26 protein-coding genes are annotated in these 23,936 nt (G+C 72.7%); 11 read left to right on the forward strand and 15 right to left on the reverse strand.

Annotated elements, in window-relative coordinates; translation table 11 throughout:
* Position 1: 1 nt before the first annotated feature.
* A complete protein-coding gene (locus tag J4E96_RS19870; protein WP_227423746.1) occupies positions 2 to 1,558 on the forward strand; it encodes an HNH endonuclease signature motif containing protein in 1,557 nt (518 codons plus the stop codon).
* A 144-nt stretch (positions 1,559 to 1,702) separates the two neighbouring features.
* Here J4E96_RS19870 and J4E96_RS19875 read toward each other — a convergent pair whose 3' ends face one another.
* Positions 1,703 to 2,131 carry a hypothetical protein gene (locus J4E96_RS19875; protein WP_227423747.1) on the reverse strand — a complete coding sequence of 143 codons (429 nt, stop codon included), beginning with the start codon at positions 2,129 to 2,131 and terminating at the stop codon, positions 1,703 to 1,705.
* Between the two features lie 128 nt (positions 2,132 to 2,259).
* Between J4E96_RS19875 and J4E96_RS19880 the strand changes: the two genes are divergently transcribed.
* Together J4E96_RS19880 and J4E96_RS19885 are read left to right on the forward strand one after the other, a co-directional pair.
* Positions 2,260 to 2,778 carry a sigma-70 family RNA polymerase sigma factor gene (locus J4E96_RS19880; protein WP_227423748.1) on the forward strand — a complete coding sequence of 173 codons (519 nt, stop codon included), beginning with the start codon at positions 2,260 to 2,262 and terminating at the stop codon, positions 2,776 to 2,778.
* A complete protein-coding gene (locus J4E96_RS19885; RefSeq protein ID WP_227423749.1) occupies positions 2,775 to 3,521 on the forward strand; it encodes an anti-sigma factor in 747 nt (248 codons plus the stop codon). The genes J4E96_RS19880 and J4E96_RS19885 overlap by 4 nt, the downstream gene beginning before the upstream one ends.
* A gap of 37 nt (positions 3,522 to 3,558) precedes the next feature.
* Here J4E96_RS19885 and J4E96_RS19890 read toward each other — a convergent pair whose 3' ends face one another.
* Positions 3,559 to 4,140 carry a Rieske (2Fe-2S) protein gene (locus J4E96_RS19890; RefSeq protein ID WP_227423750.1) on the reverse strand — a complete coding sequence of 194 codons (582 nt, stop codon included), beginning with the start codon at positions 4,138 to 4,140 and terminating at the stop codon, positions 3,559 to 3,561.
* 231 nt (positions 4,141 to 4,371) lie between these two features.
* Here J4E96_RS19890 and J4E96_RS19895 point away from each other — a divergent pair, with 231 nt between their 5' ends.
* From J4E96_RS19895 to J4E96_RS19905, 3 genes are all read left to right on the forward strand, one after another.
* Positions 4,372 to 4,926: a GNAT family N-acetyltransferase gene (locus J4E96_RS19895; RefSeq protein ID WP_227423751.1), complete on the forward strand. Its 555-nt coding sequence runs from the start codon at positions 4,372 to 4,374 to the stop codon at positions 4,924 to 4,926.
* A gap of 162 nt (positions 4,927 to 5,088) precedes the next feature.
* On the forward strand, positions 5,089 to 5,757 hold the full coding sequence (locus J4E96_RS19900) for a fasciclin domain-containing protein (protein WP_227423752.1): 669 nt from the start codon (positions 5,089 to 5,091) through the stop codon (positions 5,755 to 5,757).
* A 152-nt stretch (positions 5,758 to 5,909) separates the two neighbouring features.
* Positions 5,910 to 6,968, forward strand: a complete 1,059-nt coding sequence (locus J4E96_RS19905; RefSeq protein ID WP_227423753.1) for an alkene reductase — start codon at positions 5,910 to 5,912, stop codon at positions 6,966 to 6,968.
* Between the two features lie 337 nt (positions 6,969 to 7,305).
* Here the strand turns inward: J4E96_RS19905 and J4E96_RS19910 are convergent, their stop codons facing one another.
* Positions 7,306 to 8,055 carry an anti-sigma factor gene (locus J4E96_RS19910; protein WP_227423754.1) on the reverse strand — a complete coding sequence of 250 codons (750 nt, stop codon included), beginning with the start codon at positions 8,053 to 8,055 and terminating at the stop codon, positions 7,306 to 7,308.
* On the reverse strand, positions 8,052 to 8,645 hold the full coding sequence (gene sigK / locus J4E96_RS19915) for an ECF RNA polymerase sigma factor SigK (protein ID WP_227423755.1): 594 nt from the start codon (positions 8,643 to 8,645) through the stop codon (positions 8,052 to 8,054). The genes J4E96_RS19910 and sigK overlap by 4 nt, the downstream gene beginning before the upstream one ends.
* A 291-nt stretch (positions 8,646 to 8,936) precedes the next feature.
* Between sigK and J4E96_RS19920 the strand changes: the two genes are divergently transcribed.
* A complete protein-coding gene (locus J4E96_RS19920) occupies positions 8,937 to 10,382 on the forward strand; it encodes an MFS transporter (protein ID WP_227423756.1) in 1,446 nt (481 codons plus the stop codon).
* Positions 10,379 to 11,755 carry a Na+/H+ antiporter NhaA gene (gene nhaA, locus J4E96_RS19925; protein WP_227423757.1) on the forward strand — a complete coding sequence of 459 codons (1,377 nt, stop codon included), beginning with the start codon at positions 10,379 to 10,381 and terminating at the stop codon, positions 11,753 to 11,755. The genes J4E96_RS19920 and nhaA overlap by 4 nt, the downstream gene beginning before the upstream one ends.
* On the opposite strand, the gene J4E96_RS19930 is transcribed toward nhaA, so the two are convergent.
* Positions 11,705 to 12,280, reverse strand: a complete 576-nt coding sequence (locus J4E96_RS19930) for a DsbA family protein (protein WP_227423758.1) — start codon at positions 12,278 to 12,280, stop codon at positions 11,705 to 11,707. The genes nhaA and J4E96_RS19930 overlap by 51 nt on opposite strands.
* 69 nt (positions 12,281 to 12,349) lie before the next feature.
* Between J4E96_RS19930 and J4E96_RS19935 the strand changes: the two genes are divergently transcribed.
* Positions 12,350 to 12,775: an SRPBCC domain-containing protein gene (locus J4E96_RS19935; protein WP_227423759.1), complete on the forward strand. Its 426-nt coding sequence runs from the start codon at positions 12,350 to 12,352 to the stop codon at positions 12,773 to 12,775.
* 64 nt (positions 12,776 to 12,839) lie between these two features.
* Here the strand turns inward: J4E96_RS19935 and J4E96_RS19940 are convergent, their stop codons facing one another.
* Complete coding sequence (locus J4E96_RS19940) at positions 12,840 to 13,427, reverse strand: 1-acyl-sn-glycerol-3-phosphate acyltransferase (protein WP_227423760.1); 588 nt, start codon at positions 13,425 to 13,427, stop codon at positions 12,840 to 12,842.
* Positions 13,428 to 13,617: 190 nt separating this feature from the next.
* On the reverse strand, positions 13,618 to 13,914 hold the full coding sequence (locus J4E96_RS19945; RefSeq protein ID WP_227423761.1) for a hypothetical protein: 297 nt from the start codon (positions 13,912 to 13,914) through the stop codon (positions 13,618 to 13,620).
* 327 nt (positions 13,915 to 14,241) lie between these two features.
* Between J4E96_RS19945 and J4E96_RS19950 the strand changes: the two genes are divergently transcribed.
* Positions 14,242 to 16,503, forward strand: coding sequence for an ATP-binding cassette domain-containing protein (locus J4E96_RS19950; RefSeq protein WP_227423762.1), 2,262 nt, complete (start codon positions 14,242 to 14,244; stop codon positions 16,501 to 16,503).
* 31 nt (positions 16,504 to 16,534) lie between these two features.
* On the opposite strand, the gene J4E96_RS19955 is transcribed toward J4E96_RS19950, so the two are convergent.
* From J4E96_RS19955 to dnaB, 4 genes are all read right to left on the reverse strand, one after another.
* Positions 16,535 to 17,050 (reverse strand): DinB family protein, encoded by a 516-nt coding sequence (locus J4E96_RS19955; protein WP_227423763.1) that lies wholly within the window; start codon positions 17,048 to 17,050, stop codon positions 16,535 to 16,537.
* Positions 17,051 to 17,099: 49 nt separating this feature from the next.
* Complete coding sequence (locus J4E96_RS19960; protein WP_227423764.1) at positions 17,100 to 17,420, reverse strand: ArsR/SmtB family transcription factor; 321 nt, start codon at positions 17,418 to 17,420, stop codon at positions 17,100 to 17,102.
* Positions 17,417 to 17,893, reverse strand: coding sequence for an SRPBCC domain-containing protein (locus tag J4E96_RS19965; protein WP_227423765.1), 477 nt, complete (start codon positions 17,891 to 17,893; stop codon positions 17,417 to 17,419). Before J4E96_RS19965 ends, J4E96_RS19960 begins: the two co-directional genes overlap by 4 nt.
* A 254-nt stretch (positions 17,894 to 18,147) precedes the next feature.
* Positions 18,148 to 20,469 carry a replicative DNA helicase gene (gene dnaB, locus J4E96_RS19970; RefSeq protein ID WP_406620134.1) on the reverse strand — a complete coding sequence of 774 codons (2,322 nt, stop codon included), beginning with the start codon at positions 20,467 to 20,469 and terminating at the stop codon, positions 18,148 to 18,150.
* A gap of 253 nt (positions 20,470 to 20,722) precedes the next feature.
* Here dnaB and J4E96_RS19975 point away from each other — a divergent pair, with 253 nt between their 5' ends.
* Positions 20,723 to 22,084, forward strand: coding sequence for an MATE family efflux transporter (locus J4E96_RS19975; protein ID WP_406620481.1), 1,362 nt, complete (start codon positions 20,723 to 20,725; stop codon positions 22,082 to 22,084).
* A gap of 115 nt (positions 22,085 to 22,199) precedes the next feature.
* Here J4E96_RS19975 and rplI read toward each other — a convergent pair whose 3' ends face one another.
* From rplI to rpsF, 4 genes are all read right to left on the reverse strand, one after another.
* A complete protein-coding gene (gene rplI / locus J4E96_RS19980) occupies positions 22,200 to 22,649 on the reverse strand; it encodes a 50S ribosomal protein L9 (RefSeq protein WP_227423768.1) in 450 nt (149 codons plus the stop codon).
* Between the two features lie 15 nt (positions 22,650 to 22,664).
* Positions 22,665 to 22,901 carry a 30S ribosomal protein S18 gene (gene rpsR, locus J4E96_RS19985; protein ID WP_130102542.1) on the reverse strand — a complete coding sequence of 79 codons (237 nt, stop codon included), beginning with the start codon at positions 22,899 to 22,901 and terminating at the stop codon, positions 22,665 to 22,667.
* A 118-nt stretch (positions 22,902 to 23,019) separates the two neighbouring features.
* Positions 23,020 to 23,586: a single-stranded DNA-binding protein gene (locus J4E96_RS19990; protein WP_227423769.1), complete on the reverse strand. Its 567-nt coding sequence runs from the start codon at positions 23,584 to 23,586 to the stop codon at positions 23,020 to 23,022.
* 48 nt (positions 23,587 to 23,634) lie between these two features.
* Positions 23,635 to 23,922: a 30S ribosomal protein S6 gene (rpsF, locus tag J4E96_RS19995; protein WP_227423770.1), complete on the reverse strand. Its 288-nt coding sequence runs from the start codon at positions 23,920 to 23,922 to the stop codon at positions 23,635 to 23,637.
* Between the last annotated feature and the right edge of the window lie 14 nt (positions 23,923 to 23,936).

The raw sequence follows: 23,936 nt of genomic DNA on the forward strand, positions 1-23,936 counted from the left end.
CATGTTCGAACCGAGCGATGACGAGGTACCGGGGGCCCCGGCGGGCGCGGGCGCCACCGCCACGGGTGTCATTGCGCCGGCGTTCTCGGTGGATGTGGCGTTCGGGCTGTTGCTTGGGCGGGTGTTTGCGGAGGCGGGGGCGGCGTTGGCGCAGGCCGCGGCGGCGGGGTCCTGCATCGCGGGGCCGATCGATCAGGTCGCGTTGTCCGCCGCGTTGATGGACCAGGCGCCCGGCTCGCCGCTGGTCGAGCTGCTCGAGGGTCTGTGCCCGTCGGATGTGCATGATGCGGTGTTGATCGAGGCGATCGCCGCCTGGGAACGCGTCACCTCACTCGCTGCGGCGCGGCAGGGCGAGATGATCGCCGAGCTCGCCCGCCGCCGGGATGCGCAGCGTCTGGGTGAGTTCGTGGGTGATGAGGTCGCGTCGGTGCTGGTGATGTCCCGGTCGGTGGCGGAGGCGAAGGTCAGCCTCGGGACGTCGCTGGCGGCGTGGCCCGCGGTGCGCGAGGCGCTGGCCTCCGGGGTGATTGATCACCGCAAGGCCACCGCCCTGGTCGACGGGGTCGGGCACCTCGACGACGACGCGGCCGCGGCCGTCCTGGACGCGGTGCTGCCGGTCGCTCCGGGTTTGACGGTGCCGGCGTTGAAGGCGCGCCTGCGCAAGGTCGAGCTGACCGTGAACCCGGCCGCCGTCGCTGAGCGGCGTGCCCGCGACGCCGCGGACAGGAATGTGCGGGTCAGCCCGGCGCCGGGGGTGATGGCGTGGTTGACCGCGTACCTACCCGCCAAGGACGCGATGACGATCTACACCGCGATCGACGCCATCGCCGCCTCCGCCGACCCCGCCGACCCACGCGGTGTGGCGGCGCGGCGCGCGGACGCCCTGACCGACCTCTGCACCGACATCCTCGACACCGGCATCGCACCCACCACCGCACTACCCGGCACAGCGGGACAGGAGCCCGGGCAGGCGGGTCAGGCTGGCGGGGTCTTGAAGACCGAGCAGCGGCGTCGACCGCACCTGCAGGTGACCGCCGCCGCGACCACGCTGTTGGGGTTGGATGAGGTGCCCGGGGAGCTGGCCGGGTACGGGCCGATCCCCGCAGACCTGGTCCGGGCGATCGCGGCGGACGCGACGTGGCGGCGGATCTTCACCGACCCCGCCACCGGGTGCGTGACCGGGATCGGGCCGCGCGGGTACCGCCCCGGCGCCGACCTGACCGGCACAATCCTGGCCCGAGACAAGACCTGCACGTTCGTGGGGTGCCGGATGCCCGCGTGGCGATGCGACCTGGACCACCGCGACCCCTACGACCACGACCACCCCGACCTCGGCGGGCAAACCTGCGAAGAGAACCTGCACTCGCTGTGCCGCCACCATCACCGGGCCAAGACCTACGGCGGCTGGCACCCCGACCTCGACGCTCGCACCGGCGACACGTGGTGGACCTCACCGACCAAACACCGCTACAAGCGACCAGCCGACGTCAACCCCGAACCGCCGCCACCCGACCGGCCCTGGCTCCACGAACCCCAGCCCGACGACCCACCCTTCTGAACCGCGAGCCCGTCGAGCCGCGAGGCCTTCTGAGCCGCGAGCCCTCCGAGCCGCGAGCGCCTGAGATGCGAGCCCTTCTCGCCGGCGAGCCCTTCGCGCGGCGACCCGCCTTGCGCGACCGGTCGCGTTCGCGCTCACGCGCGGTCAGAACTGGCGGCGGCGCTCCAGGACGAGGGCGGCGGCCGACAGGACGATGGCGCCGATCTCCGACCACGCGGACAGTTGCTGCGGCACGCCGTTCCAGGTCTCGTGCACGCCGAAGAAACCCCGGGCCGTCGTCGAGACGATGAACGCGCCCAGCGTCGCCGCGCCGAACGCCATCGCACCCAACAGCGGCAGGGGGTGCTGCCAGCCGACCACTAGCATCCCGAGAATGATGCCGCCGACGCCGTTGAGCAGGAACGCCGGCCCGACCACGTCGACCGCGCGCATCCCGTCGGCCCACAGGAACAGGTGCGCGACGGCCGACAGCAGCACGCACGTCGCGATCAGGGGGCGCAGGATCACGGCCGAGACCCGGCTGCGCGCCGCGGTGCGGCCGGGCGCGGTCGACGACTGGGTGGACGCGGACATGGGAGCCTCCGGGTGAGCGGGTTCGGCGAGCCGGTCACCCTGCACCACGCGCCGGCCCGGCGTTCGGTTCACGACGCGACTCAGCCCGCACGATGAACCGCCGGGGCCGCCCGGACGTGAAGGGGGAAATGGCAGCGACCCGGGTCGACGAGACCGTGCTGCGCGCGCTCTACACCGAGCACGGCGCCGCGCTGCTCGGGTACGCCACCCGGCTGTGCGAAGGCGACCGCGGCCGCGCGGAGGACGTCGTCCAGGAGACCCTGCTGCGCGCCTGGCAGCACCCCGACGCGCTCGCCCCGGAGCGTGGCTCCGTACGGGCCTGGCTCTTCACCGTCGCGCGCAACCTCGCGGTCGACGCCCACCGGGCGCGGTCGGCCCGGCCGGCGGAGATCGGCCCGGCGCCGCTCGAGCACCTCGCGGTCGACGACGACGTCGAGCGGGCCCTCGACGCCTGGCTCGTCGGGGAGGCGCTCGCGACACTCACCGACGCCCACCGCGCCGTCGTGGTCGAGACGTTCTTCCGCGGCTGCTCGGTCGCGGAGGCCGCCGCCAGGCTCGGCGTCCCGCCGGGCACGATCAAGTCGCGCGCCTACTACGCGCTGCGCGCGCTGCGGGTCGCGCTCGCCGAACGAGGGGTGGAGTCGTGACGGCCCCCGAAGCGCCGGACCCGGTTGCGACGGCGCACCTCGAGGCCCGGCTCGCGCTCGGGGCCCTGGTGCTCGGCGCGCTCGCGCCCGTCGATCGTGCCGCGGTCGAGGCGCACGTCGCGAGCTGCGCCGAGTGCACGCGCGAGCTCGCGGGATTCGCCGTGCTGCCGGGGCTGCTCGGGCGGCTGTCCCTGGACGAGGCGCTGGCGCTCGATCAGCTGCCGACGCCCCTCGCGGGGTCGGACGTGCCCCCCGACGAGCTGCTCGAGCGGATCCTGACCCGCGCGCACGACCACCGGACCCGCCGCGCGCACCACCGGCGGACGATCGCGAGCTGGTCCGCAGCCGCCGTCGCCGTCGCCGCGGGGGTCGCCTGGCTGCTGGTCACCGGGCCGCTCGCGGGCGCGGACCGCGAGCCCAGCGCCGTCGTCGTCGCCACGGACGACGTCGTCGTCCAGGCGCGCGACGACGCCTCGGACGTCTGGGGCGAGGTCACGCTGAGCCCCACGGCGAACGGGACGCGGGTCGCGCTCGACCTGACGGGCGTCTCGCCGGGCGAGGACTGCGAGCTCGTGGCGTGGACCGCGGACGGCCGCCGGGAGGTCGCTTCGACCTGGCGCGCGACGTACGACGGCAAGGCCACGGTGACCGGCAGCACGAGCCTGCCGCTCGCGGAACTCGCCGGCCTGACGGTCAAGACGCCCGACGGGCGCCGGCTGCTGAACCTGCCGGTCCCGGAGTAGGCGATTCAGGCCTCGAGCGCAGCGGTGCTCGAGCGATTCAGGCTTCGAGCACCTCGCCGTTCTCGACGCGCACCGCGAAGGCCGGCAGCGGCTCGGACGCGGGGCCCGAGACGGTCGAGCCGTCGGCGGCCTTGAAGACCGACCCGTGGCACGGGCAGTCCAGCTCCTCGCCCGCGGGCAGGACGGTGCAGCCCTGGTGGGTGCAGATCGCGGACATGCCGACGATCGTGCCCTCGGTCGGCTGCGACAGGATGATCGGCTCCCCGGCCGAGTCCGTCGCCGAGATCGCGCCGCCGACGGGGATGTCGGCGACCTTGGCCAAGGCCCCGGTCGCAGCGCCGGCCCCCGCGTCCGCCGACCCCGAGTCGGTGGGATCCGCCGCGCCCGACCCGGCGGACGTCCCGGTGGAGCCCGCGTCGCCGTCGGTGCTGCAGGCCGCGAGCGTCCCGACCGCGACGGCGCCGAGGGTCGCGGCGCCGACGCCGCGCAGCAGGCCGCGCCGACTCAGGCCAGGTGCGGGCGGCACCGGGGCGAGGAGGTCAGGGCTGACGAGGTCGGGGCTGACGAGGTCGGGGCTGACGAGGTCGGGGTCCAGCAGGTCCAGCTCACGATCGCTCACGGTGGTCTCCGTAGGTCGGCGCCAAGGACGGCGGGTTGCGGGTGCTGCGAGGGCACTGCGGGTCCAGCGGGTGCTGCGGGGTCCAGCGGGTCCAGCGGGCAGCCCTGCACGCAGCGTGCCCGTCCTTGACACGGACCGCAGCCGGTTGGGGTTCAGTGGCGCGACGAGAGACCGCGGGGCGGGCGCGCCGGCTGGGCCGGTCCGGCCGGGACGGCCGGATAGGGTCGCCCCATGACCGACCTGACCTGGCCCTCGACCCAGCCGACCCTGCACGCCGACGGCCTCACGCTGCGCCCGTGGCGCCCGAGTGACGCCGTCGCCGTCTACGAGGCCTGCCAGGATCCGGAGATCGTGCGATGGACGACGGTGCCCTCGCCGTACCTGCTCGAGCACGCCGAGTCGTACGTCGGCCCGATGAGCGCGACGGCCTGGGTCGAGAAGACCGCCGCGAACTTCGCGGTCACCGACGACGACGGCGCGCTCGTCGGCTCGTTCGGCCTGGTCCGGATGAACCCCGGGCAGGGGGTTGCCGAGGTCGGGTACTGGGTGGCGCCCGCCGCCCGCCGCCGCGGGGTCGCCCGCCGCGCGGCCGCGGCGGTGACCGAGTGGGCCCTGCGCGACGTGGGCTTCCCCCGCGTCGAGCTGCTGGCCGCGGTCGACAACGCGGGCTCGCGCCGCGTCGCCGAGCTGATCGGCTTCACCCTCGAGGGCGTCCTGCGCAGCGCGGCCCCCGGCCGCACGACCCGCGTCGACCTCGCGATTCACAGCCGCCTGCCGACGGACTAGCGCCCGCCGATCCGCGCGGACCGAGCGCTCCGCGCGAACCCGTCTCAGCTCGGACCCATCCGGACGTCGCACGGCTCCGAATCACCCTCGACGGCCCCGCACACGCGGGACGACCACCGCCGGCCGGGAAGACCTCGGCCGGACCTGACGAGGGAGAGTCCGATGAGAACCATGAAGCGCACCCCGATCGCCGCCCTCGGGTTCATCGCCATCGCGACGCTGGGCCTGAGCGCCTGTAGCTCGGGCACCGACTCCGCCGACACGGCGGACTCGACGACGTCCGAGTCCCCGGCGATGACGCCCGAGCCCGAGGCGGACGAGATGGACACCGACATGGCCTCGGGCCTCGTCGGCCCCGGCTGCGCCGCCTACGCGGAGCAGGTGCCGGACGGCGCGGGCTCGGTCAACGGGATGGCGATGGACCCGGTCGCCGTGGCCGCGTCCAACAACCCGCTGCTGACGACCCTCACCGCCGCCGTCTCCGGCGGGCTCAACCCGGGCGTCAACCTCGTCGACACCCTCAACGGCGACGAGTTCACCGTCTTCGCCCCGGTCGACGACGCCTTCGCGGCGATCGACCCCGCGACCATCGAGTCGCTCAAGACGGACACGGCGACGCTCTCCAGCATCCTCACGTACCACGTCGTGCCCGGGCAGCTCTCGCCGGACGAGATCGTCGGCGACCAGACGACCGTGCAGGGCGGGACCGTCACGGTGACGGGCGAGGGTGACTCGCTCATGGTGAACGGCGCGAACGTCATCTGCGGCGGCGTGACCACCGCCAACGCGACCGTGTACCTGATCGACTCGGTCCTCATGCCGATGAGCTGACCACCGGCTCATGCACCAGCAGCCCGCCTCGCGGATCGTCGCCGAGGCGGGCTGCTGAGCGTCCTGTGACGCTTCCCACACGGGGTTCGCGGAAGCCTGCGCCCGAGCGGAGGTTGTACCAAGGGACCGCGCAACCCAAGGAGCCCCTTTTCATGACCGATCTTTTCGCGCCGTTCCAGCTCGGCACCCTCACGCTCGCCAACCGCCTCGTGATGGCGCCCCTGACCCGGAACCGGGCCGGGGCTGGCGAGGCCCCGACGGAGCTGGCGGCCGAGTACTACGCCCAGCGCGCGGGCTCCGGCCTGATCGTGACCGAGGGAACCCAGCCGTCCGCCGTCGGCCAGGGCTACCCGCACACCCCGGGCCTGCACACCGACGCGCAGACCGCGGGCTGGCGGCTCGTCGCCGACGCCGTGCACGCCCGCGGCGGGAAGATCGTCGTCCAGCTCATGCACGCAGGCCGCATCAGCCACGAGTCGATCACCGGGCTGCAGCCGGTCGCGCCGAGCGCCGTGACACCCGCCGGCGAGGTCTACACCGAGCAGGGCATGCAGGCCTTCCGCGAGCCGCGAGCGCTGGAGACCGCCGAGCTTCCGGGCGTCGTCGCCGAGTTCGTCGACGCCGCGCGCCGCGCGGTCGAGGCGGGCCTCGACGGCGTCGAGCTGCACGCCGCCAACGGCTACCTGCTCCAGCAGTTCCTCGCCGAGGGCAGCAACCAGCGCACCGACGGGTACGGCGGCTCCGCCGCGAACCGGGCGCGCCTGGTGATCGAGGTCGCGACCGCCGTCGCCGCCGCGATCGGCCCCGACAAGGTCGGCATCCGGATCTCGCCCGCGGGCAAGATGAACGACATCGCCGAGGTCGAGACCGCCGCGACCTACGCCGCGCTGCTCGACGGGCTGAACCCGCTCGGCCTGCTCTACCTGCACGTGCTGGAGAGCCCGGAGACGAGCTTCCACGAGCAGCTGCGCGCCCGCTGGGACGGCCCGTTCATCTTCAACACCGGCTTCACGGGTCCCTCGGACCTCGCGACGGCGCAGACCGCCGTCGACTCCGGCGCCACGGACCTGTTCTGCATCGGCCGCGCCTTCCTGGCCAACCCGGACCTCGTCGAGCGCCTGCGCACCGGCGCCGAGCTCAACGTCCCGGACACGTCGACGTTCTACGCCGGCGGCGCGGCCGGGTACACGGACTACCCCGTGCTGGTCTAGCCGGCTGGTCTAGCCAGCTGGTCTAGCCGGCCGGCCTCGCCGGCCGGCCTCGCCGGCCGGCCTCACAAGCCGGTCTCACAAGCCCGTCCGGCGCGGCCGTCAACGCACGGGCGGCGCGAGTGTGGGCGTTCTGCTGCCAAGCACGCGAGTGTGGGCGAAATGCTGGTCAACGGCCCGTTCCGGGGACCGATTGCCCACACGAGCGGCCCCGGCGACCGAACGCCCACACTCGCGGCGGCCGGCGGGCAACCCCAGGCAGCCAACCGCTCGCGGGCGGTGGCGGCCGGCGGGCAACCGCCGGCGGGCAACCGCAACGCGGGCACCCCCACAGGCAAGCTCAGGCGGACTCGAGCACGACGAGCGGGTCCGTCGTCGGCTGGGTCGACCCGCCGGCCGGCTCGACCGTCACCGCGAGGGAGTCGCCGGGCGCGAAGTCCGCTGCGATCGCTCGGACCTGGCCGTCGTCGTCGGCCAGCACGCCGGCGGACGCCGCCGCGCCGTCGTGCAGCACCCAGAGCTGGTAGGCCTTGCCGTCGCCCGGCTCCGCCAGCCCACTCGCCGAGAACAGCGCGCTGTCGGCCGCGAGCACGGCCACGGCCGTCCCGCCTCCCGTGACCTCGGAGCGCACGAGGCGCGCCTGCGGATCGGCGAGCAGGTCGGCGACGGCGCGAGCCTGCTCCTGGGCCCGCTGCGTCTGCTGGGCCTGCTGCCACGCGAGGCCGCTCGGGATCAGCGCGGCACCGACGGCCGTCGCCGCCACGGCGAGCCACACGGTCCGTCGCGGCACGCCGGGGCGTCGCGCCGACGCTCCGGAACCGCGCGCGCCCGCCGCGGCCGGGCGGGAGACCTGGGCGGTCCGGGCGGCCTCGGCGAGCACCGCGGCGCGCAGGTCGGCCGGCGGCCGGGCGGCAACCGCGGCACCGAGCATCGCAGCGGTCGCGGTGAGGCCCGCGAGCTCGTGCGCGGCGGCGGGGTCGGTCGCGACGAGCCGGTCGACGGCGCGGCGCTCGATGTCGTCGACGGCGTCGAGCGCGTAGGCGCCGAGCAGGTCCCGGGCGTCGGTCGGTCCGTGCTGGTCGGCGGTCATGCCGCCACCCCCAGGCAGTCGCGCAGTCGGATGAGGCCATCCCGGATCCGGGTCTTGACGGTGGCCAGCGGCGCGGCCAGCTGCTCGGCGACCTCGCGGTAGGTCTGGCCGCCGTAGTACGCGAGCACGACCGCCTCGTGCTGGGTCGCAGTGAGCCCGCCGAGGCAGTGCCGCACGCGGGCGCGGTCCATGCTCTCCTCGACCTCCTCGGCGACGACGTCGAACGGCCGTTCGCCCTGCTCGTCGAGCACGCGCTGGTCGCGGTTGCGCTGCGCCTGCACCGAGCGCACCCGGTCGATCGAGCGCCGGTGCGCGAGCGTCACCGCCCATGCGCGAGCGGAGCCCCGCTCCGGGTCGAACCGGACCGCGGTCCGCCAGACCTCGACCATGACCTCCTGGGTGACCTCGGCGGCGTGGTCCCGGTCGCGCAGCACCGCCAGGCACGTGCCGAAGACGGCGGGCGACACAGCGTCGTAGACCTGCGCGAACGCGCTCTCGTCGCCGCGCGCGACGGCCACGAGCAACGCGTCGGTCGAGACGACGTCGTCAATCTCGGGCGCGCCGGGGGCGCTGCCGCTGGAAGGGGGCACAAGGGAGAGTGTGCCCCAGCGTCGGCTCGCGCGCTCCGCCGCCCGCGCCGCAAACGGGCGGGCCGGGAGTGCGGAGGCGCTGGCGCTGGACATGGTTCCTCTCCCGGGTCGGGGACGCTCCCGCGCGGGTGCGCGGACGGGACGGGGCGGCGGTGTCACCGCGGGGTCAGCGGGAGTTCGGAGCCGGCGCGACGCCGGATGGGTCGGGCCCGCCACGTCCGCCACGTCCGCCTCGTCTCCTCATCCGCCACGGACGGGACGCGACGAGCGGGCACCGTGCACAATGGCGCGATGACGCCCGTCCGCTACGGCGAACCCGCCGGCCGCTGGGTGCTGCTCGCCACGGTGCTCGGCTCGGGGATGGCCTTCGTCGACGCCACCGTGGTCAACATCGCGCTGCCCCACATCGGCGCCGAGCTGGACGCCAGCGCCGCCGCGCTGCAGTGGACCGTCAACGGGTACACGCTCCCGCTCGCCGCATTCATCCTGCTCGGCGGCTCGCTCGGTGACCGGTTCGGCCGGCGCCGGATCTTCGTCGTCGGCGTCGCGTGGTTCGCCGCCGCGTCGGCGCTGTGCGGGCTCGCCCCGAACATCGAGACCCTGATCGCCGCGCGCGCCCTGCAGGGCGTAGGCGGCGCGCTGCTCACGCCCGGGTCGCTGGCGATCCTGCAGGCGTCGTTCGACCCCGACAGCCGCTCGCGCGCCATCGGCGCGTGGTCGGGGCTCGGCGGCATCGCGGGTGCGAGCGGGCCGTTCCTGGGCGGCTGGATCGTCGAGCAGGCGAGCTGGCGCTGGGTGTTCGGGATCAACCTCCCGCTCGCCGCGGTGGTCATCGCGGTCGCCCTGCGCCACATCCCCGAGTCGTCCGATCCCGACGCGGCCCGGTCGATCGATGTCGCCGGCGCGGTCACCGGGGCGCTCGGCCTCGCGGGGCTGACCTACGGCTTCACCGCGTGGCCCGACCGCGGCGGGCTCGATCCGCTTGTGCTGGCCGCGCTGGCCGCCGGGGTCGCCGGGCTCGTCGGCTTCGTGCTCATCGAGCGCCACTCGCGGCACCCGATGCTGCCGCTCGAGGTCTTCCGCTCGCGTGCCTTCTCCGCCACCAACCTCGTGACCTTCGTGGTCTACGCGGCGATCGGCGGGGTCTTCTTCTTCCTCGTGCTCACGCTCCAGGTCGTGACGGGCTTCTCGCCGCTCGCCGCGGGCCTGGCGGCGCTGCCCGTGACCCTCCTGATGCTCGTGCTGTCGGCCCGTTCGGGCGCGCTCGCCAGCCGGATCGGCCCACGCCTGCCGATGTCCGTCGGCCCGCTGGTGTGCGCGGCCGGGGTCGCGCTGCTCGCGGGCGTCGGCGCGGACTCGACGTACGTCGCGGACGTGCTGCCCGGCGTCGTCATCTTCGGGCTCGGACTGTCCCTCACGGTCGCGCCGCTGACGGCGACGGCGCTCGCCTCGGCCTCCGACCGCCACGCCGGGATCGCGAGCGGCGTCAACAACGCCGTCGCCCGCGCCGCGGGCCTCATGGCCGTCGCCGTGCTGCCGCTCGCCGCGGGCGTCGGCTCGAGCCTGCTCGACCCCGCGATGCTCGGGCCGGCCCATCGCACCGCGATGCTCCTGTGCGCGGGACTGCTCGCGGCGGGTGGGCTGCTCGCGTTCGCGACGATCCCGGCCAGCCTCGCCGCGGTCCGCCCGCCCGAGGCCGCGCGGCTCTACATCGGCCCCGGGTGCGGCACGCGATGACGACGCCCGCCCGCCCGGGCCCGCCGCTCCGGGTGCGCCTGCCCCCGACCTCCCCCGCCGTGACGCGCTTCCTCGCGAACGAGGCCAGCGGCGCGATGCTGCTGCTCGCCGCGACGGTCACCGCGCTCGTCTGGGCCAACTCGCCCTGGGCCACCTCGTACGAGGACCTGTGGCACACCGTGGCGGGGTTCCGGATCGGGTCGCTCGGCCTCGAGATGGACCTGCACGCCTGGGTCAACGACGCCGCGATGGCCGTGTTCTTCCTCGTCGTCGGCCTCGAGATCAACCGCGAGGTGACCAGCGGCGAGCTACGGGACCGGCACTCGATCGCCGCGCCCGCGCTCGGCGCGATCGGCGGCCTCACCGTGCCGGCCCTCATCTACGTCGCGTTCAACCACGGCGGCGCCAGCTCGCACGGCTGGGGCGTCGTGATGAGCACGGACACGGCGTTCCTCGTCGGGATCCTCGCGCTGTTCGGCCCGCGCTGCCCCGACCGCCTGCGCCTGTTCCTGCTCACGCTCGCGATCGTGGACGACATCGGCGCGATCTCGGTGATGGCGATCTTCTACACCGACGACGTCGACGGCGCGGGCCTGGTCGTCGCGGCCGCGCTCGTCCTGGCGTTTCTCGCGCTGCGGTGGCTCGGCGTCTGGCAGCTGCTGCCCTACGGCGTCGTGGGCATCGCGCTGTGGCTCGCGGTGTACACCTCGGGCGTGCACGCGACGCTCGCGGGCGTGCTGGTCGGGCTGCTGCTGCCGTCGCGACCGGCCCGGCAGGAGGAGATCGACCGCCTGTCCCGGTTCACCCGGCGCCTGCAGGAGGAGACGACGGCCGAGCGCGAGCACCTTGCGGAGCTGGCCGCGCGCGCGACGGTTCCCCCGAGCGACCGCCTGCAGCGGCTGCTGCACCCGTGGAGCGCCTTCGTCGTCGTGCCGGTGTTCGGCCTCGCGAACGCCGGGGTCAGCCTCGACGCCGAGTCGCTGCGGACGGCCGCGTCCTCACCCGTGACGATCGGGGTCGCGGTCGCGCTCGTCGCCGGCAACGCGATCGGCGTCTTCGGCGGAGCAGCGATCGCGATCCGGACGGGCCTCGGCCTGCTGCCCGGGCGCGTGCGGTACGGACACCTGCTCGGCGGCGCGATGCTCGCCGGCATCGGCTTCACGATCTCGCTGTTCATCGCCGAGCTCGCCTTCACCGACCCGGACCTGCAGGAGCAGGCGAAGATCGGCATCCTCGCGGGCTCGCTCACGGCCGCGGTGCTGGGCACGATCGCGCTCCGGGTGCTCGGGGAGCGGCTGCCGCTGTGCACGCCCGGAGAGGACCTACCGGCCGCCCTCCCGCCACTGCCGTGGCGTGCGCCCGTCGACGGCTGACAGCTGCTCGGCGACCACGACCCGCAACGCCTCGAGCTGCACCGTGCCGGTGTACCGCTCGCCGTCGATGAGCAGCGTCGGGGTGCCGGCCACCCCGAGGGCGAGCCCGGCCGTGTAGTCGGCCGCGACGCCGTCCGCGAACGCCTGCGCCCCCTCGCCAGCGGCGCTCTCGGGATCCAGCCCCAGCGCCTCGGCATGCCGGCGCAGGTCGTCGTCGGTCAGCCGGTTCTGGTGGGCGAACAGGCGGTCGTGCATCGGCCAGAACTGCCCGGCCGCGGCCGCCGCCTCGGCCGCGAGCGCCGCGGTGAGCGCGTGCGGGTGCACCTCGAAGAGCGGGAAGTGGCGCCACACGAGCCGGACCGCGCCGTCGGCCCCGTCCACGAGCTCCCGCAGGACCGGCGCGGCCTTGCGGCAGTACGGGCACTCGAAGTCGCCGAACTCGACGATCGTGACCGGCGCGGCCGGATCGCCGTACCCGTGCTCGCCGGGCTGCTGCGGGCCGGGGGAGGGCGCTGATCTCGGCATGCTCGTAGCATGCCAGTGGACGCGGCGCCGGGCAGGCGCAGCGCCGGCGGAGGGGAAGGGGACCCGCGCATGAGCGGTCACGTGGCGGCGGCGGAGGTCGAGATCGAGGCGACGCCGGAGCGGGTGTGGCGGACGTTGGTCGACCCCGACTGCGTGCGCCAGTACATGTTCGGGTCCGAGGTCGTGACCGACTGGCGGGCGGGCAGCGCGATCCTCTTCCGCGGCCAGTGGGAGGGAAAGGCGTACGAGGACAAGGGCGTCATCCTCGACCTCGACGAGCCCACCCTGCTCCGGTACACCCACTACAGCCCGCTGAGCGGGGCGCCGGACGAGCCCGCGAGCTACCACACGCTCACCTACGCGCTCGAGCCGGTCGGCGCCGGCACCCGCCTGACCCTGACGCAGGACAACAACGACACCGAGGCCGCCGCCGAGCACGCGAGTGGGATGTGGCGGCAGCTGCTCGAGAGCGTCAAGGCGCTGGCCGAGGAGTAGTCGGGCGTCCGGGGCGACCCGGGTTTAGCCGGCCGATCCAGCGGTCAGGCCAGGCGCCCAGCGGTCAGGCCAGGCGCGGAGGCTTCGTCTCGTCGCGCAGGCGCGGCTCCGTGCGGTTCTCGGGCGAGAAGCCGCTCTTGTCTGCGTAGAAGGCGCGGATGCGGTCCATGTCGGCAGCGACGTCGCCCGTGAGGTGGAAGGTCGGGCCGAGGCCGGTCGTCATGGTGGTCCGGTCGACGTAACCCAGGGTGATCGGCAGGCCCGTGTCGAGCGCGATCCGGTAGAAGCCGGACTTCCAGCCGGCCGTCCGTGCCCGCGTGCCCTCCGGGGTCACGACGAGGAAGAACCGCTCGCTCGCACGCGCCCGCTCGACGACCGCGTGAACGAGGCCCATGGGGTGGCTCCGGTCGACCGGGATCCCGCCGAGCCAGCGCATGATCGGCCCCAGCGGCCCCCGGAACAGCGACTTCTTGCCGAGGAACCGCGCGGAGATCCCCGCATCCCACGTGATGGCGAGCATGAAGAGGAAGTCCCAGTTGGAGGTGTGCGGCGCACCGATGAGGATGCTGGCGCTCTCGGGCGGGACGGGCTCGGACTTCAGCGTCCAACGGCTCACGGACCAGAAGACCCGGGCGGCGCTGCGGCGGATCATTGCGCCCACTTGTCAACGATGAGGGTGGCTCCAGCCGAGGTCGAGGGTGCGGTCGCGCCCGGAGTCCCGGGCCCCGGACACCTTACCGACGCTCTCACCCCGGGCGGGCCACCTGCGCGAAACCAACGCGAACCCTTGGCGCGACCCCCGGCGGGGTGGCCCCGCCGGGCACGGAGTCCGGCCGCCGGGCCTAGCCGAGGAACTCGCCGTCGTACGTCTCACGCGCGTGCTGCCGGGGGTCGCGGGCGTCGCCCGCTGCCTCGCGGTCGGACTCCGGCCGGGGTGCCGGCACCTCCGCTGCCGCTGCCACCGGCGCGACGTCGGCTGACGCGACGGCGTCGGCCGGCTCGACGCTCCAGGTCACAGCCCCGAGCTCGCCACGGCGCACTACGGTGAGCGCCTCGTTGATCGCCTGGTCGGGGTCGCTGGCCGTCGCCCGGATGTCGAGGTGCACGATGTACTGCTGCTGCTCGGTCTGGGTGCTCATGAGATCTCGCTTCTGGGTGTGCGGGACGGGTGTTGCCCTGCGCGTGCCCGGGGTCAGGGAGCCGGTCGGCCAGCCCTGAACGCGACACGCCGAGTCGGCCCTTCATCGGGCGGACGACGGCATCGCTTGAGGCCACTCCGGCTCGCGACCGGGAAGATCTCGTGCCCAAAATCTATACCCGGCGGGCGCGAAGCGGGTGGCGAGTGGCGGCATGCGGGTGGCGAGTGGCGGCATGCGGGTGGCGAGCGGGACGATGACTGCGCTCGCCGGCGGCGGTCAGACTGTCGGAACGGACGTGCAGAGACAGCGGACGAGGGAGCGGCGAGGGTGACCAACCGTGAGCACGACACGATCAGGATCCGGGGCGGCCGCGAGAACAACCTGCAGGGCGTCGACATCGACATCCCCAAGCACCAGATCACCGTGTTCACGGGCGTCTCCGGCTCGGGCAAGTCCTCGCTGGCCTTCGACACGATCGCGGCCGAGTCCCAGCGCCTGCTCAACGAGACGCACACCGCGTTCGTCCAGAACTTCCTGCCCCAGGCCAGCCAGCCGGACGCGGACTCGCTCACCGGCATGACGGCGTCGATCGTCGTCGACCAGCAGCCGATGGGCGGCAACTCGCGCTCGACCGTCGGGACGGCGACCGACGCGTACTCGATGCTGCGGCGCGTGTACGCGCGGGCCGGGGTGCCCGGCCTCGGGTCGCCGCGGGCCTTCTCGTTCAACGACCCGACCGGGATGTGTCCGGTGTGCGAGGGGATCGGCTCGGTCGACGACGTCGACATCGACGCGCTCGTGGACCGAACCAAGTCGCTGCGCGAGGGCGCGATCGACTTCCCGAACTTCCAGGTCGACTCCTGGTATTGGAAGGTCTACGCCGAGTCCGGGCTGTTCGACCCGGATGCGCCGCTGTCGTCGTTCACCGACGCGCAGTGGAACGACCTGCTGCACCGCGCCGAGGGGAAGGTCGCCGTCAGCGGCATGAACCTGACGTACGAGGGCCTGCTGCCCAAGATCAAACGGCTCTACCTGTCCAAGGACCGCGAGTCGATGCAGGCGCACGCGCGCGCCGCGGTGGAGCGGATCTCCGTGCGCCGGCCGTGCGACGAGTGCGGCGGGTCCCGCCTCAACGCCGCGGCTCGCGGCAGCCTGATCGCGGGCACCAGCATCGCGGACTGCGCAACCATGCAGGTCAGCTCGCTGGCCACCTTCATCCGCGGCGTCGACCTGCCCGAGTACGGTCCGCTGCTCGACGACCTCGCAACCCGGCTGGAAAGCCTCGACAGGATCGGGCTCGGGTACCTGTCCCTGTCCCGCGAGACGTCGAGCCTGTCCGGGGGCGAGTCGCAGCGGGTCAAGATGGTGCGCCACCTCGGCTCGGCGCTGACCGACGTCACCTACGTCTTCGACGAGCCGAGCGTCGGGCTGCACCCGCACGACATCCACCGCATGAACGAGCTGCTCGTCGCGCTGCGGGACAAGGGCAACACCGTGCTCGTCGTCGAGCACAAGCCCGAGGTGATGGCGATCGCGGACCATCTCGTCGACATGGGGCCGGGGGCCGGGTCGGCGGGCGGCCGGATCGTCTACGAGGGCGACCTGGCCGGACTGCGGGCGTCCGGCACGCTGACCGGCCAGCACCTCAGCAACCACCAGCGACTCAAGCGCGACGTGCGGACGCCGACCGGCTCCCTGCCGATCACTGGGGCGTCCCTGTACAACCTGCAGGACGTGTCCGTCGAGATCCCCACCGGCGTGCTCACGGTCGTGACGGGCGTCGCCGGCTCGGGGAAGAGCTCGCTGATCCGCGGCGTGCTGCCGCGCCTGGTGCCGGGCATCGTCGTCGTCGACCAGGCCAGCACCCGCGGCTCGCGGCGGTCGAACTCCGCGACCTATACCGGGATGCTCGACCACATCCGCAAGGCGTTCGCGACGGCGAACAAGGTGAAGGCGGCCCTGTTCTCCGCGAACTCCGAGGGCGCGTGCCCCGAGTGCCACGGGCTCGGGGTGATCTACACCGACCTCGGCAACCTCGAGCCGATGGCCACCCCATGCGAGCTGTGCGGCGGCCGCCGCTACACCGACGCGGTGCTCGAGTACCGGCTGCGCGGCAAGTCCATCGCCGACGTGCTGGACCTGTCGGTCATCGAGGCGCGGGACTACTTCACCGAGAAGCCCGTGGTCGCGACGCTGGCGGCGATGGACGACGTGGGGATCGGGTACCTGACCCTGGGCCAGCCGCTGTCGACCCTGTCCGGCGGCGAGCGCCAGCGGCTCAAGCTCGCGATCGAGCTCGGATCCCCGGCCGACGTCTACGTGCTCGACGAGCCGACGACGGGCCTGCACATGTCCGACGTCGACCGCCTGATCGGGCTGCTCGACCGGTTCGTCGACGCCGGCTCGACCGTCGTCGTGATCGAGCACAACCTCGACGTCGTCTCGCGCGCCGACCACGTCATCGACCTCGGCCCGGGGGCAGGCTCGGACGGGGGGCGCATCGTGTTCGAGGGGCCGCCGACGGCGTTGGCTGGGGCGACCGGGTCGCTCACCGGGGAGTACCTGGCCAGGCGGCACGCGGCGGCGTGACCGGACGGGCCGCTGGGCCAAACCGACGGGCCTAGGCGCCCGTCCTGCCGTCGATGCACTCGCGCAGCAGGTCGGCGTGCCCGTTGTGCCGCGCGTACTCGCCGATCAGGTGGACGTATACGAACCGCAGCGAGTACACCTCGCCGCGAACGGTGAACGTGTCGTCGAACGCGAGCGTCGCGGCCGCGGCGTCGGCGAGCCGGCACTCCGCGAGGAACGTCGCGACGTCGTCGGCCGCGAGCGCCGGGTCGAGGTCGTCGAAGTCGGCGTCGCGGCCCCGCGCCGGGTCGAACAGCGGCTCGATCGCCTCGCCGGCCGCCCGGATCCGGAACCAGGTCCGCTCGACCTTGGCGAGGTGGCGGACGAGCCCGAGCAGGGACAGGCTCGACGGCGGGACTGCGCGCAGCGCGAGCTGCTCGCCGGTCAGGCCCGCGCAGATGTTCAGCAGGGTGGCCCGCTCCCACGCGAGGAAGCCCTCGAGCATGGGTCGATCGGCGCCGACCAGCGGACCGTCGACGGCGTGCGGGGTCGGAGCTGTCCAGGTCATGGGCCCAGTGTCCCGCGCTCGTGGTACGGCCCGTCACGGCCGCGCGGAGTCAGTCCTCCAGCGCTTCGGCGATGCGCGCGATCCCGGCCAGCCGCCGGTCCCACTCGGCGCCGATGGCCTCGAGCGCCCTCGCCGTGTCGCTCAGCCGGGAGCCGAGCGCGCGATACCGGATCTCGCGCCCGACCCGGACCGCCTCGACCAGCCCGGCGTCGGCGAGCACCGCCAGGTGCTTCGCGATCGCCTGCCGGGTGACCGGCAGGAGCGTGGCCAGCGCGGACGCCGACAGGTCCGCGCGGCCCAGCTCCTGCAGGACGGCCCACCGGGTGTCGTCCGCGAGCGCGGCGAACACGGGTGCCAGGGTCTCGCTCACGCGCCGCCCTCGAGGTAGGCGACGAGCTCGTCCAGCTCCTGGGTCCAGCCCTGGCGGTTCTCGGCCATCGCCGTCGCGGGGTCGCGACTGAGGGTGGCGAAGCCGGACTCGACGACGCTGAGCATCGTGGCGTCGCCGTCCGGGACGAGGGTGAACCGGACCTGCGTGGAGTTGCTCGGGCCCATCGGCTCCCCGCCGGCGCGCGGTGCGGGCGGCGTGCCCCAGGTGAAGGCGAAGACCGACGGCTCGTCGTACTCGTCGATCCGCACCGGGAACTCGCCGTAGCCCTCGAAGCCGAAGGTGCCCTCGCCCCCGACCCGCAGGTCGGGCAGGGAGGCGCTGCTGCCGAACCACTGCGTGATGAGGTCGTCGCGCGTGAGGGCCGCCCACACGCGGGCGGGCGTCGCTTGGATGTGGACGGTTCGCGTGATGGCGAAGTTCTCCGTGTCGACGACGGCGGGCTGGTGCGACATGGTGTGGCCCTTCGGTTCGCTGAGTTGCTCGGTCGGTGACCTGCGCGATGCAGCCGGTTGCTGCAACTCAAGAGTTGCACATGGTCCCATCCTTCCGCAACCCTTCGATTGCACTTTCGCGGAGGGCGTCAGCGCCGAGACTTAACTTGCCTCGAACAGCCCGGTAATGACGCCGGTCAGCCGCGCGATGCCTGCCGATCCGCCGCCGAGGACCGGCGGCCACAAAGACTCGGACGTGCCGCGAGTGCAGCCGGCTAGTTGTTCTGCATGTCAACAAAGCGCGAGTAGTGCCCTTGAAAAGCGACCGTGATCACGTCAGTCGGGCCATTTCTGTGCTTGGCAACAATAAGGTCCGCCTCGCCAGCGCGCGGTGATTCTCTTTCATAGGCATCTTCTCGATGCAAAAGAATAACGATATCCGCATCCTGTTCTATACTGCCGCTTTCACGAAGGTCACTCATTGCAGGGCGCTTATCTGTTCGCTGTTCTGCACCACGGTTGAGTTGGCTGATTGCAATGACGGGGACTTCGAGTTCTTTCGCCAGCAGCTTGAGCGCACGAGAGAATTCCGAGACCTCCTGCTGACGTGACTCAACGCGTTTGCCCGAGCTCATGAGCTGCAGGTAGTCGATGATCACGAGCTTGAGGTCGTGCTTCTGCTTGAGCCGGCGGCACTTCGCCCGGATCTCCATGAGCGACATGTTGGGGGAGTCGTCGATGAACAGCGGCGCCTCGGAGATCTTGCCCATGGTCCCGGCCAACTTCTGCCAGTCGTCCTCGCCCATGGTGCCGTTACGCATCTTCTGCAGGTGGATCTTCGCCTCGGCCGAGAGCAGGCGCATCGTGATCTCGTTCCGGCTCATCTCGAGCGAGAAGATCACGGAGGTCATGCCGTGCTTGATCGATGCCGAGCGGGCGATGTCCAGGCCCATCGTCGAGTTGTGCGTCGGCACCATCGCGCGGCCGGCGAGATACAGGTGGTCGGCGTGCTCGATCTCGACACAGCGGACCGGAACCGACGCGACCCGAGTCGCAGACACGATGAAGCGCTGCGTCAGCCGCGCCGTGCTCGCGCGGCGACGCTCCTTGTGGGTGAGCTGCTTCCGCGACAGCGCAAAAACCTCGTCGTCGGTCGTGAACGTCACCTCGACGACGCTCGGCGATTCACTGCGGTAGCCGAGCGAATGCACCAACTCGCGGACGTCGTCCGCTAGCCGCTGGCTCGACACCGTCAGGCGAAGGCCACCGGTTGAGTCGATGGTCCCGAGCGTGTCCATCAACCCGGCGAGCAGCGCACGGCGCTGCCCTTCGCCCGCCCGCAGGTAGGCCAAAGGGAGGCGATCGTCGTCGATCTCGTAGTCGGCCGACGCGCCGTTGGTCCCGTGCTGCCGGACGGCCAGACCGAGGCCCTCGATCCGCATCGCGATCTCTGGGTCGGCAGACGCAGCACCCGCAGCGGACGAGTGCCCGTCGCCCAGCCACACCCCCAGCGCGTACGGGTGGAGGGGAAGCGCTGCATCGGGAAGGTCGAGTGGCGCCGTCGTGCGCACGGCGTGGTTCGCCCGCTTGTCGGCCGACGCGCAACGAACCGTTGCGGCGATCTCCTCGGTCGTGCGGACCTGGGCGGGACCGGCCGTGCGGCGAGACGCCCGCGTCGTGGTCGACCACTGGTGCTGGGCGTCGGCGACGATCGTGGTGCCGTCGTCGAAGGTCACCTCGAAGCAGTCACGGTCGACCATGACCTCGGTCGCGGCCACGACGCGCGTCGGGGTCCCGTCGGCGGCCAGGAGCTCGTCTCCGACCTGGACCGTGCCCATCGTGGTCCAGCCGGTCGGGGTCGGGAGCGGGGTGTCAAGCGCGAGCGCCTTTCCGATGGCCGGCCGCGCCGCCAGCACGACCATCTGGCCCGGGTGCAGCCCGTTCGTGAGCCGGTCGAGGTCGGCGAAGCCCGTCGGCACGCCGATCATGCCCTCGCCGCGGTGCCCCGCCGCCTCGATCTCGTCGACCGTGCCGCCGATCACGTCGCCCAGGCGCAGGTAGTCCTCCGACGTGCGCTGCTCCGTGACCGCGTAGACCTCGGCCTGCGCGTTGTTGACGATCTCGTCGACGTCGCCGCCCTCGGTCGCGTAGCCGAGCTGGACGATCCGGGTGCCGGCCTCGACGAGGCGGCGCAGCACGGCGCGCTCGCGCACGATCCGGGCGTAGTACCCGGCGTTGGCGGCGGTCGGGACCATCGAGATGAGGGTGTGCAGGTACGGCGCGCCGCCGATCCGGCCCATCTCGCCGCGCTTGGTCAGCTCGGCCGAGACGGTGACGGCGTCGGCGGGCTCGCCGCGGCCGTAGAGGTCGAGGATCGCGTCGTAGACGCACTCGTGGGCCGGCCGGTAGAAGTCGGTGCCGCGCAGCTGCTCGACGACGTCGGCGATCGCGTCCTTCGAGATCATCATCCCGCCGAGGACGCTCTGCTCGGCGGCGATGTCTTGTGGGGGCGTGCGGTCGAAACCACCGCGCGGGGGACCCGAGAACCCCTGCTCGAGCTCATCGATCGACAACCAGACCAACCCCAGACTTGTCATACTTCGTCGTACACATGTTCTACCGGGTGGGTCAGACACTCATCGTCCCGGGTCCCGCTCCAGACCTTGGGGCGACGTGCCTACGCGAGGTTAGGCGCCTGTTCCGGAGACCACAAAAGAGCCTGTGCGCGGCCCTGTGGGCAACTTGTGGACGGCTGCGCGCGCGACTGTGCACAGGAGGTGGACATCCCTGTGGATAGTCTTGTGGGTGTCGGCGGAACCCCCAGGTGAGCGGCCCCGACGTCACGCTGAGCTGTGGACGGGAGATCGATTGTCGAACGATCCAAGGCGTGGACACGGTGCTCGCGAACTGGACGTCCGGATCCTCGCGCTGGCCGTGCCGGCGCTCGGCGCACTGGTCGCGGAGCCGCTGTTCGTGCTCGCCGATTCCGCGATCGTCGGGCACCTCGGCACCGCCGAGCTGGCCGGGCTGTCGCTGGCCTCGACCGTCCTGCTGACGCTCGTCGGCCTCTGCGTCTTCCTCGCCTACGCCACGACCGCGGCCGTCGCAAGGCGCATCGGCGCAGGTGACGCGCGGGGCGCCCTCACGCTCGGGGTCGACGGCATGTGGCTCGCCGCCGGGCTCGGCGTCGCGCTCGCCGCCGCCTGCTGGGCCGGCGCCCCCTGGGCCGTCGGCGCCCTGGGCGCGAGCGCCGAGGTCGCGCCCCACGCCGTCGCGTACCTGCGGTGGTCCGCCCCCGGGCTCCCCGGCATGCTCGTGGTGCTCGCCTCCACGGGCGCCCTGCGCGGCCTGCAGGACACCCGGACGCCCCTGTGGGTCGCCGCGGGCGGCGCGGTCGCCAACGCCGCCCTCAACGTCGCCCTCGTGTACGGCGCGGGGATGGGGATAGCCGGCTCCGGCCTGGGGACAGCGCTGGCGCAGCTGGGGATGGCCGCCGTGCTCACGACTGTGGTGCTGCGCGGGGCGCGACGGGCCGGCGCGGCCGTCCGCCCCGCCGTCGGCGGCATCTGGGCGAACGCCCGAGCCGGGGCGCCGCTGCTCATCCGCACCCTGTCGCTGCGGCTCGCGATCCTGCTCACCGTGTTCGTCGCCGCCGGCCTCGGCGAGGTCGCGCTCGCCGGGCACCAGGTCGTCGCCTCGGTCTGGGGCCTGACGGCGTTCGCCCTGGATGCGCTCGCGATCGCCGCGCAGGCGCTCGTCGGCCGGGCACTGGGGGCGGCCGACGTCGCCCAGGCCCGCGCGGTGCTGCGCCGCACTCTGACCTGGGGAACGGGCGCGGGCGTGGTGCTGGGCGTCGTCGTCGCGGCGAGCGGCTGGTGGCTCGCGCCCCTGTTCACCGCCGACCCCGAGGTCCGCACGGCCGTCACCTGGGCGCTCGTCGTCGTCGGCGCGGCGATGCCGATCGCCGGGTGGGTCTTCGTGCTCGACGGCATCCTCATCGGCGCCGGCGACGGGCGCTACCTCGCGGCGGCCGGGATGCTCACGCTCGTCGCCTACGTCCCGGTCGCGCTCGCCGTCCGGGCGTTCGCACCCGACGGCGGCGGCGGGCTCGCGCTGCTGTGGGCGGCCTTCGCGGGGGTCTTCATGCTCGCGCGCGCGCTGACGACGGGCCTGCGCGCCCGCGGCACGACCTGGATGGTCACGGGCGCCTGACCCGGTCCCGAGCCTCGGGCTCAACCCGGGCTGGGCCGTCCCTGAACGCACGAGGACCCGGTCCCCTCGGGGGCCGGGTCCTCGCGGTGGGCGCTGGCGCTCACCACATGCTAAATCAGGCAGCGACGACCTTGATGGCGATCGACGCGGTGACCTCGGGGTGCAGGCGAACCTGGACCGTGAAGTCGCCCAGGGCCTTGATCGGCTGACCGACCTCGACCTTGCGCTTGTCGACGGCGGGGGCCCCGGCGGCCTTGACGGCGTCGGCGATCTCCGAGGTCGTGATCGCACCGAACAGGCGTCCACCGTTGCCGGCCTTCGCCGTCACGATGACGGTCTTCGACTGCAGCGAGTCGCGAATCGACTTCGCCTCTTCGAGCGTCTCGATCTCGCGGGCCTTGCGGGCCTTGCGAATCGAGGTGATCTGCTTCTCTGCGCCCTTGGACCAGGCATGCGCCAGGCCGCGCGGGACGAGGTAGTTACGGGCGAACCCGTCCTTCACCTCGACGACGTCGCCCGGGGCACCGAGACCGGTGACCTCGTGGGTCAGGATGATCTTGGCCATGAGTCAACCTCCTTCTCAGCGTGCGGACGACGAGTACGGCAGAAGCGCCATCTCGCGGGCGTTCTTGACGGCGCGCGCGATCGCGCGCTGCTCCTGGACGGTCACGCCGGTCACCCGGCGAGCGCGGATCTTTCCACGGTCGGAGATGAACTTGCGCAGCAGCGCAGTGTCTTTGTAGTCAATGACGGTGATCTTCGCCGCCTTGAGGGGATTCAGCTTCTTCTTGGGCTTGCGAACAACGGCCTTGGCCATCGTGGGGCTCCTTGTAGAGAATTCATGGAGCCCGGGGCTTGCCATGGCCCCGGGATGGGTGGTGAAACGGGCTTGGCGCCCGGTTGACTCAGTTTCAGAGCAAACAGTTCAGCGCAGGTCAGAACGGGGGCTCGTCCGAGCCGCCGGCCGAGGAGCCGCCGGGGGCCGACGTGGCCCACGGGTCGTCCTGCTGGCCGCCGCCGGAGTGCGAACCGCCGCCGAAGCCACCGCCGGAGTTGCCCCCGGAGTTGCCGCCGCCGGAGTTCCCGCCGCCGCCACCGCTGTTGCCGAAACCGCCACCACCGCCGCCGCCACCGCTGCGCTGGGCGCGGGTGACCTTGGCGCTGGCGTACCGCAGGGACGGACCGATCTCGTCGACCTGAAGCTCGACCACCGTGCGCTTCTCACCCTCGCGGGTTTCGTACGAGCGCTGGACGAGCCGGCCGGACGCGATCACGCGCATGCCCTTGGTGAGGGACTCGGCGACGTTCTCGGCCGCCTCCCGCCAGATCGAGCAGCGCATGAACAGCGTGTCGCCGTCCTTGAACTCGTTGCTCTGGCGGTCGAAGGTCCGGGGCGTCGAGGCCACGGTGAAGTTGGCAACAGCCGCACCCGACGGGGTGAAGCGCAGTTCCGGGTCCCCCGTGAGGTTCCCGATCACCGTGATGACGGTCTCGCCAGCCATGCCAACTCCTTGCTTGTCGTCTCTGAGTCAGGATGTGCGCGGTTGCCCTCAGGCGTCGGCGCGAAGAACCTTGGTCCGCAGCACGACCTCGTTGAGGCCCAGCTGGCGGTCGAGCTCCTTGGCCGTGTCCGAGGTCGCCGTGAAATCGACGACCGCGTAGATGCCTTCGGACTTCTTCTGGATGTCGTACGCCAGCCGGCGCCGTCCCCAGATGTCAACCTTGTCGACGCTACCGCCGTCGTTCTTGATGACGGTGAGGTACTTGTCGAGCGAAGGAGCGACGGTGCGCTCTTCGACCTCGGGGTCGAGGATGATCATGATCTCGTACTTGCGCATGCGTTTACCCACCT

Origin of the sequence: Pengzhenrongella sicca (assembly GCF_017569225.1) — a bacterium.
Taxonomy (GTDB): Bacteria; Actinomycetota; Actinomycetes; order Actinomycetales; family Cellulomonadaceae; genus Pengzhenrongella; species Pengzhenrongella sicca.

What these genes read in the sequence shown, in the direction of transcription:
- J4E96_RS19870 (WP_227423746.1), top strand. Translation starts at nt 2, where the DNA reads ATGTTCGAACCGAGCGATGACGAGGTACCGGGGGCCCCGGCGGGCGCG.
- J4E96_RS19875 (WP_227423747.1), bottom strand. Translation starts at nt 2,131, where the DNA reads ATGTCCGCGTCCACCCAGTCGTCGACCGCGCCCGGCCGCACCGCGGCG.
- J4E96_RS19880 (WP_227423748.1), top strand. Translation starts at nt 2,260, where the DNA reads ATGGCAGCGACCCGGGTCGACGAGACCGTGCTGCGCGCGCTCTACACC.
- J4E96_RS19895 (WP_227423751.1), top strand. Translation starts at nt 4,372, where the DNA reads ATGACCGACCTGACCTGGCCCTCGACCCAGCCGACCCTGCACGCCGAC.
- J4E96_RS19900 (WP_227423752.1), top strand. Translation starts at nt 5,089, where the DNA reads ATGAGAACCATGAAGCGCACCCCGATCGCCGCCCTCGGGTTCATCGCC.
- J4E96_RS19905 (WP_227423753.1), top strand. Translation starts at nt 5,910, where the DNA reads ATGACCGATCTTTTCGCGCCGTTCCAGCTCGGCACCCTCACGCTCGCC.
- J4E96_RS19910 (WP_227423754.1), bottom strand. Translation starts at nt 8,055, where the DNA reads ATGACCGCCGACCAGCACGGACCGACCGACGCCCGGGACCTGCTCGGC.
- J4E96_RS19920 (WP_227423756.1), top strand. Translation starts at nt 8,937, where the DNA reads ATGACGCCCGTCCGCTACGGCGAACCCGCCGGCCGCTGGGTGCTGCTC.
- nhaA (WP_227423757.1), top strand. Translation starts at nt 10,379, where the DNA reads ATGACGACGCCCGCCCGCCCGGGCCCGCCGCTCCGGGTGCGCCTGCCC.
- J4E96_RS19930 (WP_227423758.1), bottom strand. Translation starts at nt 12,280, where the DNA reads ATGCCGAGATCAGCGCCCTCCCCCGGCCCGCAGCAGCCCGGCGAGCAC.
- J4E96_RS19935 (WP_227423759.1), top strand. Translation starts at nt 12,350, where the DNA reads ATGAGCGGTCACGTGGCGGCGGCGGAGGTCGAGATCGAGGCGACGCCG.
- J4E96_RS19940 (WP_227423760.1), bottom strand. Translation starts at nt 13,427, where the DNA reads ATGATCCGCCGCAGCGCCGCCCGGGTCTTCTGGTCCGTGAGCCGTTGG.
- J4E96_RS19945 (WP_227423761.1), bottom strand. Translation starts at nt 13,914, where the DNA reads ATGAGCACCCAGACCGAGCAGCAGCAGTACATCGTGCACCTCGACATC.
- J4E96_RS19955 (WP_227423763.1), bottom strand. Translation starts at nt 17,050, where the DNA reads ATGACCTGGACAGCTCCGACCCCGCACGCCGTCGACGGTCCGCTGGTC.
- J4E96_RS19965 (WP_227423765.1), bottom strand. Translation starts at nt 17,893, where the DNA reads ATGTCGCACCAGCCCGCCGTCGTCGACACGGAGAACTTCGCCATCACG.
- dnaB (WP_406620134.1), bottom strand. Translation starts at nt 20,469, where the DNA reads ATGACAAGTCTGGGGTTGGTCTGGTTGTCGATCGATGAGCTCGAGCAG.
- rplI (WP_227423768.1), bottom strand. Translation starts at nt 22,649, where the DNA reads ATGGCCAAGATCATCCTGACCCACGAGGTCACCGGTCTCGGTGCCCCG.
- rpsR (WP_130102542.1), bottom strand. Translation starts at nt 22,901, where the DNA reads ATGGCCAAGGCCGTTGTTCGCAAGCCCAAGAAGAAGCTGAATCCCCTC.
- J4E96_RS19990 (WP_227423769.1), bottom strand. Translation starts at nt 23,586, where the DNA reads ATGGCTGGCGAGACCGTCATCACGGTGATCGGGAACCTCACGGGGGAC.
- rpsF (WP_227423770.1), bottom strand. Translation starts at nt 23,922, where the DNA reads ATGCGCAAGTACGAGATCATGATCATCCTCGACCCCGAGGTCGAAGAG.